This is a genomic window from Actinoplanes sp. NPDC026670, from assembly GCF_040638175.1.
In the GTDB taxonomy this organism is placed as follows: Bacteria; Actinomycetota; Actinomycetes; order Mycobacteriales; family Micromonosporaceae; genus Actinoplanes.
Genome location: NZ_JBEZXU010000079.1, coordinates 43,636 through 52,012 on the forward strand (window position 1 = coordinate 43,636; position 8,377 = coordinate 52,012).

Annotated in this window: 8 protein-coding genes and 1 pseudogene; 6 read left to right on the forward strand and 3 right to left on the reverse strand. The window is 70.5% G+C overall.

Going from position 1 to position 8,377, the window contains the following annotated elements; genetic code table 11:
* Positions 1–14: 14 nt before the first annotated feature.
* Positions 15–815: pseudogene (locus tag AB0E94_RS45300) on the reverse strand (DMT family transporter); the annotation flags it as partial.
* A gap of 83 nt (positions 816–898) precedes the next feature.
* Here AB0E94_RS45300 and AB0E94_RS45305 point away from each other — a divergent pair.
* A complete protein-coding gene (locus AB0E94_RS45305) occupies positions 899–1,366 on the forward strand; it encodes an Lrp/AsnC family transcriptional regulator (RefSeq protein ID WP_360340349.1) in 468 nt (155 codons plus the stop codon).
* 715 nt (positions 1,367–2,081) lie between these two features.
* Here AB0E94_RS45305 and AB0E94_RS45310 read toward each other — a convergent pair.
* Together AB0E94_RS45310 and AB0E94_RS45315 are read right to left on the reverse strand one after the other, a co-directional pair.
* Complete coding sequence (locus AB0E94_RS45310) at positions 2,082–2,312, reverse strand: hypothetical protein (protein ID WP_360340352.1); 231 nt, start codon at positions 2,310–2,312, stop codon at positions 2,082–2,084.
* A 186-nt stretch (positions 2,313–2,498) separates the two neighbouring features.
* Positions 2,499–3,140: a SnoaL-like polyketide cyclase gene (locus tag AB0E94_RS45315; RefSeq protein ID WP_360340355.1), complete on the reverse strand. Its 642-nt coding sequence runs from the start codon at positions 3,138–3,140 to the stop codon at positions 2,499–2,501.
* Positions 3,141–3,398: 258 nt separating this feature from the next.
* Here AB0E94_RS45315 and AB0E94_RS45320 point away from each other — a divergent pair, with 258 nt between their 5' ends.
* From AB0E94_RS45320 to AB0E94_RS45340, 5 genes are all read left to right on the forward strand, one after another.
* Positions 3,399–4,883 (forward strand): FAD/NAD(P)-binding protein, encoded by a 1,485-nt coding sequence (locus AB0E94_RS45320; RefSeq protein WP_360340358.1) that lies wholly within the window; start codon positions 3,399–3,401, stop codon positions 4,881–4,883.
* 357 nt (positions 4,884–5,240) lie between these two features.
* On the forward strand, positions 5,241–5,654 hold the full coding sequence (locus tag AB0E94_RS45325; RefSeq protein WP_360340361.1) for a MerR family DNA-binding transcriptional regulator: 414 nt from the start codon (positions 5,241–5,243) through the stop codon (positions 5,652–5,654).
* Positions 5,651–6,460, forward strand: a complete 810-nt coding sequence (gene modA, locus AB0E94_RS45330) for a molybdate ABC transporter substrate-binding protein (RefSeq protein WP_360340364.1) — start codon at positions 5,651–5,653, stop codon at positions 6,458–6,460. Before AB0E94_RS45325 ends, modA begins: the two co-directional genes overlap by 4 nt.
* 5 nt (positions 6,461–6,465) lie before the next feature.
* Positions 6,466–7,254: an ABC transporter permease gene (locus tag AB0E94_RS45335; RefSeq protein WP_360340367.1), complete on the forward strand. Its 789-nt coding sequence runs from the start codon at positions 6,466–6,468 to the stop codon at positions 7,252–7,254.
* Entirely contained in the window at positions 7,251–8,297 is a 1,047-nt protein-coding gene (locus tag AB0E94_RS45340) for an ABC transporter ATP-binding protein (protein WP_360340370.1), read from the forward strand. Before AB0E94_RS45335 ends, AB0E94_RS45340 begins: the two co-directional genes overlap by 4 nt.
* Positions 8,298–8,377 lie beyond the last annotated feature (80 nt).

An 8,377-nucleotide genomic window follows, 5' to 3' on the forward strand; every position in this document is an offset into this window, starting at 1 on the left:
TTGAACAGGATGACGCCGGCGACCACGAGGGCCAGCGCGGGCACCCCGGTGAGCGGTTCACCCAGCAGCGGCACGGCGGCGAGCGCGGTCACCACCGGGCTCAGCGCGCCGAGCGTCGCGGCGCTGCGACTGCCCAGGCGCCTGATCGCGATCGGATAGCAGACCGCGGCCAGCACGCCGACGCCCGCGCCCTGCACGATCAGGTAGAACGCCAGGTCGGCCGGGTTCGCGTGAGCCAGGTTCGAATCGACGGCTCCGGTCGTGATGAGCAGCGCGGTGAGCAGGGATGACGGCAGGCAGAGCACGATGGCCGTACCCCATGGATCAAGAACGCTGACCCGCAGAGACAGGGTGTAGACCGCCCAGACGGCGCCCGCCAGGAGAAGGACCGCGGTGCCGCCGCCGGGCGGTCTGCCGCCCGCGACGGCGACGCCCGCGACGATCCCGCCGAGCGCGGCCAGTTGCGGCAGCCGGATTCTTTGCCGGTACGTGAAGAGCGTCACGAAGATCGGGACGGTCCCCGGGATGATCAGGCCGACCAGGGCCGCGCTGGTCATCCGCCCACCTGCTGCCGCCACCAGGAAATAGGGCAGCCCCGCTCCGGCGCACAGCCCGATGAGGACGATCGGCCGTTCCCGTCGCACCTCGCGCAGGGTCCGCGGAATCCACGGGGCGAACACCAGCAACGGAACCGTGAACCGGATCAGCGCCGCGTCCATCGTGGTCAGGCTGGACGCCCCGATCCCGCGCACACTCAGCGCGAACCCCGCCCACACCACGACGGTCACCGCCATCGCGATCAGCCCTCTGCCCATGGGTTGGAACGCTAGGCTTTCGGCCGGGGCAGGCGATTGCCAATTCGTGCTCCGGGCGACCCTGCTTTGGCAGAATCTGCCACGTGAAAGCCTTGGACGAGATCGACCGCCGGATCCTGCTCGAATTGCAGCGCGACGGCCGGATCAGCAACCAGGACCTCGCCGACCGGGTCGGCCTGTCCCCGTCACCGTGCCTGCGCCGGGTCCGGCTACTGGAGGAGGCCGGGGTGATCGCCGGTTACCGGGCGGTCGTCGACCAGGCGGCCGTCGGCCTGCCGATCACCGCGTTCGTCCGGATCACCCTGGAGACCCACGGCCGGGACGTGGTCGAACGCGTCGAGTCGGAGATCCGCCAGGTGGCCGAGATCGTCGAGGCGTACCTGCTGGCCGGCGACCAGGACTACCTGCTGAAGGTGACCATCGACTCGTTCGCCTCCTACGAGACCTTCGTCCGGACCCGGTTGCGCACCATCCCGGCCCTGGCCTCGATCCAGACCACCTTCGCCTTCGGCGTGACGAAGCCGTCCGCCCCACTACCCCTGCCCGCCTGAGACCGCGCCCCGTCGCAGACCGCCAGCCGTCGCTGGGCGCTGGAATGCGTTCGGTTTGACCGTGCTGGGCGACGGCTGAGCCCGCGGGCCGTCGCCGGGCGCTGGAATGTGGTCGGTTTGACCGTGCTGGGCGACGGCTGAGCCCGCGGGCCGTCGCTGGGCGCTGGAATGTGTTCGGTTTGACCGTGCTGGGCGACGGCTGAGCCCGCGGGCCGTCGCTGGGCGCTGGAATGCGTTCGGTTTGACCGTGCCCGGCGACGGCTGAGCCCGCGTCGACCGGCGATCTTGCGAGGTTTCGCCCGGCCGGGAGCCTTCTGTGCAGGCGCCTCGGCTTGAGAAGGGCAGCCCTCAGACGGACATATCTCCTCGGCTGCGACGCCTCCTCCGGCGACGCCTCCCCGCGGCTTTGTCGGCCACGGCCCGTCGTCCGTCGTCCGTCGTCCGTCGTCCGTTGTCCGCGGATCTTGCACGAATCTTCACCCTCGCGCCGATCTTGCAGCCCTTTCCATGGCCCGACGGGAAGAAAGCTGCAAGGTCTCCCCGGCGCAGTGGACCTTGCACGACAATCCACACCCAGACGTGAAGAACCGTGCAAGATCGCTGCCAACGAGGAGAACCGTGCAAGATCTCCAGGGCCGACCGGGACCGAGCCGACGTGGAGAACCGTGCAAGATCTACAACGATGACCGCCGCGGGGTTGGCCCGGACCTCGAATTCAGTCGGTGGCGCTGCTGGAGCCTCCGCCCAGGCCGCCGCCCCGGAGGGAGCCCTTCTTGAGGCGCTTGTTGTCCCGGGTGATCTGGCCGGACGCCTGACGGGCCCGGCGCAGCAGCTCGTCGCGGTCTGCGGGGTGGCGGTTCGCCCGGGTGCGCCGGACCAGGAGTGTCGTGACGAGCAGGATGACCAGGAGCGCCGCGCCGATCCCGCCGATGAGGTAGCCGGTCATACTTTGGACGGTAGCCACGCTGGTCAATGGGCTCGACGCGGGTTGATCGCTGTCGCTCCGCTGCGCAAAAGCGGCCCTGATCGGGAGGAAGTTAGGCCTACTTCCGAGTTGGCCGTGCCGGAGGTGCGAGGCCGGCCGCCCATGCCACCCAGGTTCGTGACAGGGGAGGCCGGCCCGGACCGGGAGTCAGTGCGCGACCGGGCAGCCGCCGGTGAGCGAGCCGAGGAACGCGTTCGGGTCGTAGTAGTGCTCGACCTCGAGGAGTTTCAGGTCGTCGTCGACCTTGGCGACGCTCATGCCGAACATCTCGATGGTCTTGCCGTTCGGCTGGAAGCCGTGGTACTCGCCTTCGAAGGCGCCCCAGTGCCGCCACTTGAAGGCGACCACCGGCGGCGGGCTGAGCACCTGGAGGACCTCCCAGTAGAAGCCGCCCGGGAACGCCCCGTGGAAGATGTCGTGCTGGCTGTCGAACGATTCCTTGCCGACCCGGTAGAACGGGCTGTCGCCGATGAGCACGTTGTAGCTGCCCTGCTCGGCGATGTCCTTCGCGGAGGCCCAGCCGCCGCCGTTGATGTTGGTGCGGAACTTCTCGGAGACCATCGAGACCCAGGTCGCGGGGTCGTGCTTGTGCGAGACCTCCATCTCGAAGACCTGCACGATCGACTCGACGATCGCCTCCAGGGAACCGGGCGCATGGTCGGTGGTGCGCTGGCCGGGCATGACCGTGTGTGACAGGTGGTAGTCGGGCGTGCCGTGCCGGAATTCCGACGGGTCAGCGGCTTCGATGACGGCCGACCGGCCCTGTAGCCACAACGGAGTCTCAGACAAGACGAAATGTCCTTCCGGAATGAGGGAAGGGGGTATCAGTTTGTTGCGCTTCGGTTACCCCCCGTAGTGCCAAAGGCGGTGATCACCATATCCACGATGGACGATCCGGGGAAGGGCGGAACTGTTAACAACTGAATTCGGCGCGGATAGCCTACAAAGCCGACGGGTTATATGGTTTGCTGGGAGCGGGAGCGAGCCGCAGGAGGAACCAATGCACTGTTGCTGTACCGAGCGGCCGGTGATCGAGGTGGCAACGCAATGACCAGTACTGTTGCCCGCAATACGGTCACGGCCGCCGCAACCGGACGCCACCGCAATACCGTCGCGATCATCGGCGGCGGCTTCGGTGGAGCTCTAGCCGCCGCCGAGATCACGAAAAATCCCGAATGGCGGACAGTGATTGTTTCGCCCGAGGAACGGCCCGGCCGGGGTGTCGCCTACGGCGCCGCCGAGCCCTGGCACCTCCTCAACTCCCGCGTCGCCACGATGTCCGCCGACGCCACCGACCCCCAGCACCTGCTGCGCTGGTGCCGCGCCCGCGGCCTTCCGGCCGACGCGGCGACGTTCCTCCCGCGCGCCTGGTACGGCGACTACCTTTCCGGCCATCTGGCTGCCGCGGCGTCCGCGGCCGGCTCCCGGCTCGTGCACCACAGATCAACAGCCGTGGCGGTACGGCCAGGGGGCGCCGGATACACCATCACCGACGCCAACGGTTGCCGGATCCACGCCGACCAGGTGATCCTCGCTCTCGGCAACCCGCCGTCCAGCCCGCCGCCCGCGGTTTCGGCCGCCGCCCGCCGCGCACCCACCTTCGTCACCGACCCGTGGACCCCAGGCGCCCTGACCCAGGCCCTGACCGCCGCGCGAGCCGCCGCCGGTCCGGGCGCGCCGCCTGCCGCGCACGCCGAGGGTGGGCCGCCTGCCGGGCTCGCCGGTTCGGGTGGGCCGTCGCCGGTCGGTGCCACGGCGGGTTCGGATGTCGTGGCGCCGGTGCTGCTGCTCGGCACCGGGCTGACCGCGATCGACGTGGCGTTGACGATCAACGAGCAGGCGCGTGGCGTACCGATGGAGGCTCTTTCTCGTCGCGGACTGCTGCCACAGGCCCACCCGCAGCGACCCGCGCCCGCCGTTGATCTCGCGCTGCCGGAGGCAGCCGAACTCGGCCCGCTGCTGCGCCGTGTCCGTGCCGCCATCGCCGACGGCGCCGACTGGACCGCGGTCGTCGAGTACGTCCGGCACAACGCCGACCGGCTGTGGAACGGCCTGAACCCGGCCGCGCAGGAGCGTTTCCTCCGGCACGTCCAGCGATACTGGGAGGTGCACCGGCACCGGATGGCCCCGCCGATCGCCGCCCGGATCAGCCGCCTCCGCGAACAGGGCACCCTACGGATCCGCTCCGGCCGTCTCTTGTCGGTCGAACCCGACCCGCGCGGCGGCCTCCTGGTCCACATCGAGGGCGAGGCCCCGCGCCGGTACGCCGCCGTGATCTCCTGTACCGGTCCCGGCCCCCTGCCGTCCTCGGCCGGCCCGCTGCTCACCGACCTGCTCGCCGAAGGCCTGGTCGAGACCGGCCCGCACGGTCTGGGCCTCGAAGCCGGCCCCGACGGCCGGATCCGCCCCGGCCTGTGGCTGGTCGGCCCCCTGCGCCGGGGCCGCTCCTGGGAGTCGACAGCCGTCCCGGAGATCCGCGCCCAGATCGAACGCCTGGTGGCCGCCCTCCCGCAACCGGCCCCAACCGCCTGACCACCGGCCGTCGCTGACGCGGGTTATCCGTACCGGATAACCCTGCTGAGCGACGGCCGCCCGGTTTCCGGCCCGCCAGCCGTCGCTGGCGGCGGTTACGACGGCCGCATTCCCGTGGTGAGCGACGGCCGGCCCGGCCTGCCGTCGCTGGCGGCGGTTACGAAGGCCGCATTCCCGTGGTGAGCGACGGCCGACCCGCCTGCCGTCGCTGGCGGCGGTTATGAAGGCCGCATTCCCGTGGTGGGCGACGGCTGGCGGGATTGGGCAGTTGCGGCGAGGGCGAGGTGGTGCCCGCCGAATCTGCTAGTGATCAAGGCCGCCTATGGTTGCAGATGCGGGGGCGATAGAGTTCCGGCTGTGACGGAGTTTCGGATCGGTGAGGCGGCGGAGCTGCTCGGGGTCAGCGCTGACACCGTGCGCCGGTGGATCGACGCCGGGCGGCTGCCGGCCGGGCGTGACGAGGCCGGGCACCGGGTGATCGACGGGGTGGAGCTGGCCGGGTTCGTGCGGGCCAAAGGCAACGATCCGGATGATCGGGCGGACGAGTCGTCGGCGCGTAACCGGCTTCGGGGCATCGTCACCGCCGTGGTCAAGGACACCGTCATGGCTCAGGTGGACATTCAGGCCGGGCCGTTCCGGCTGGTGTCGCTGATGAGCCGGGAAGCCGTCGACGAGCTGGACCTTCAGGTCGGTTCGGTCGCCGTGGCAGTGATCAAATCGACCACGGTCGTGGTGGAGCGTGCCGTGGCACATAAAGGGAGAAGCAGTTGAGGACCCTTCGTACCTTGGCGGCCGGTCTGGCCGCCGTGGTCGCCTTCGGCCTGGCCGGATGTGGCGGCGACAAATCCGACACCAACAACGTCAGCCCCGGTTCTGGTACGGCCAGCAGCGCCAGCAACATCACCGGCGGGATCACGGTTTTCGCGGCGGCGTCGCTGACCGAGTCGTTCACCACGCTCGGCAAGCAGTTCGAGACCGCCCACCCGGGAGTGAAGGTCACGTTCAACTTCGCCGGCAGTTCGGCGCTGGCCACGCAGATCAACGAGGGCGCCCCGGCCGACGTGTTCGCCTCGGCCTCCCCGAAGAACCTGGCGGTCGTCGTCGACGCCGGCAACAGCGCGGGCCAGTCGACCACGTTCGTGAAGAACCAGCTGGTCATCGCGGTCGCCAAGGGCAACCCGAAGGGTATCGCCGGGCTCGCCGATCTGACCAAGCCGGACCTGAAGGTCGCGCTCTGCGCCGAGGCCGTCCCATGTGGTGCGGCCGCGAAGACGGCGATCGAGGCGGCCGGCGTCAAGGTCACCCCGGTGACGCTGGAGCAGGACGTGAAGGCGGCGCTGTCCAAGGTGAAGCTGGGTGAGGTGGATGCCGCGCTGGTCTACCGCACCGACGCCAAGGCTTCCGCGGCCGACGTGGACGCCGTCGAGTTCCCGGAGTCGGCGAAGGCGATCAACGACTACCCGATCGTCGCGCTGAAGAACGCGAAGAACGCGGCAGGTGCGCAGGCGTTCATCGAGTACGTGCTGTCGGCCGACGCGGCTAAGGTTCTCACCGAGGCCGGTTTCCAGGCACCCTGATCATCATGAGAACGGCGCGTGTACCCGTACCGCTGCTGGTGCCTGCGGTTTTGGGGTTGATCTTTCTGCTCCTGCCGCTGGCAGGGCTGCTGGCGCGCACGCCGTGGTCGACCCTGCCGGCTCGGCTGGCCGAGCCGCAGGTGGTCGAAGCGCTGAAGTTGTCGCTGCTCACGTCGACGATGGCGACGGTTCTGTGCCTGATGCTGGGGGTGCCGCTGGCGTGGATGCTGGCCCGGGTGACTTTTCCGGGCCGGCGTCTGGTCCGGGCGCTGATCACCGTGCCGCTGGTGCTGCCGCCGGTGGTCGGCGGCATCGCGTTGCTGCTGGCGCTGGGCCGGCGCGGGCTGGTCGGGCAGTGGCTGGACTCGACGTTCGGGATCACGCTGCCGTTCACCACGGCCGGGGTGGTGATCGCCGAGTCGTTCGTGGCGCTGCCGTTCCTGGTGATCGCGGTCGAGGGGGCGCTGCGCGGCGCCGACAGCCGGTACGAGGAGGCCGCCGCCACTCTCGGCTCGACCCGGTGGACGACCTTCACCCACGTGACGTTGCCGCTGGTGGCGCCCGGGATCGCGGCCGGCGCGGTGCTGTGCTGGGCGCGGGCGCTGGGGGAGTTCGGGGCGACGATCACGTTCGCGGGAAACTATCCGGGCATCACACAGACGATGCCGCTGGCCGTCTACCAGACGATGGAGAGCGGTGACCTGGAGGGAGCGGTCGTGCTCAGCCTGATCCTGCTGATCGTCTCGGTCGCCATCCTGGCCGGGCTGCGCGACCGCTGGCTGACGGCGCCGTGAGTTCCCTCCTGGATACGCGCCTGGTGGTGCGTCGGGGCACGTTTCTGCTGGACATCGAGCTGCGGATCGCTCCCGGGGAGACCGTCGCGCTGCTCGGGCCGAACGGCGCCGGCAAGACCACCGCGCTGCGCGCCCTCGCCGGCCTCACGCCGCTCGACGACGGCCATCTCACCCTCGACGGCCGCGACATCCGCGACGACCCGCCGGAACGACGCCCGATCGGCGTCGTCTTCCAGGACTATCTGCTTTTCCCGCACCTCACCGCCCGCGACAACGTGGCCTTCGGCCCACGACGGCACGGTCAAGATCGCCAGCAGGCGTACGCCGTAGCCGACCGCTGGCTCGACCGGGTGGGACTCGCCGACCACGGCCGTCGTAAGCCCCGCCACCTGTCCGGCGGGCAGGCGCAACGGGTCGCGCTGGCCCGTGCCCTGGCCGTCGACCCGGTGCTGCTCCTGCTCGACGAGCCGCTTGCCGCGCTGGACGCCCGGACCCGGCTGGAGACCCGCGGTGAGCTGCGCCGCCATCTGTCCGCCCATCCCGGCGCGACCCTGCTGGTCACCCACGACCCGCTCGACGCGCTGGTGCTCGCCGACCGTCTCGTCATCGTCGAGCAGGGCCGGGTCGTGCAGGAGGGTGACGCGGCGACGATCACCGCCCGGCCGCGCACCGACTACGTGGCCCGGCTGGTCGGCCTCAACCTCTATCGCGGCCGCGGTGACGGCCACACTGTGGCGATCACCGAGGACTTCACGCTGACCAGCACCGACCGGGTGGACGGCGACGCGTTCGTGGCGTTCCCGCCGGCCGCGGTCGCGCTGCACCCGAGCCGCCCGGACGGCAGCCCGCGCAACACCTGGCCGGCCGTCCTCGCCGACGTGCAGCGGCACGGCGACAACCTGCGGGTCCGGCTGGACGGGCCGATCAGTGTGGCCGCCGACATCACCCCGGCCGCCGCCGCCCACCTGCACCTCGAACCGGGCCGGGAACTGTGGGTGGCGGTCAAGGCCGCCGAGACCCGGGCGTACCCCGGGGACGGCTGACCGCCGTCCGGCCGCGGCGGCTGACCGCTGTCGGGCCGCGGCGGCTGACCGCCGCCGGGCCGGTGTCGCGCCGGCGTATG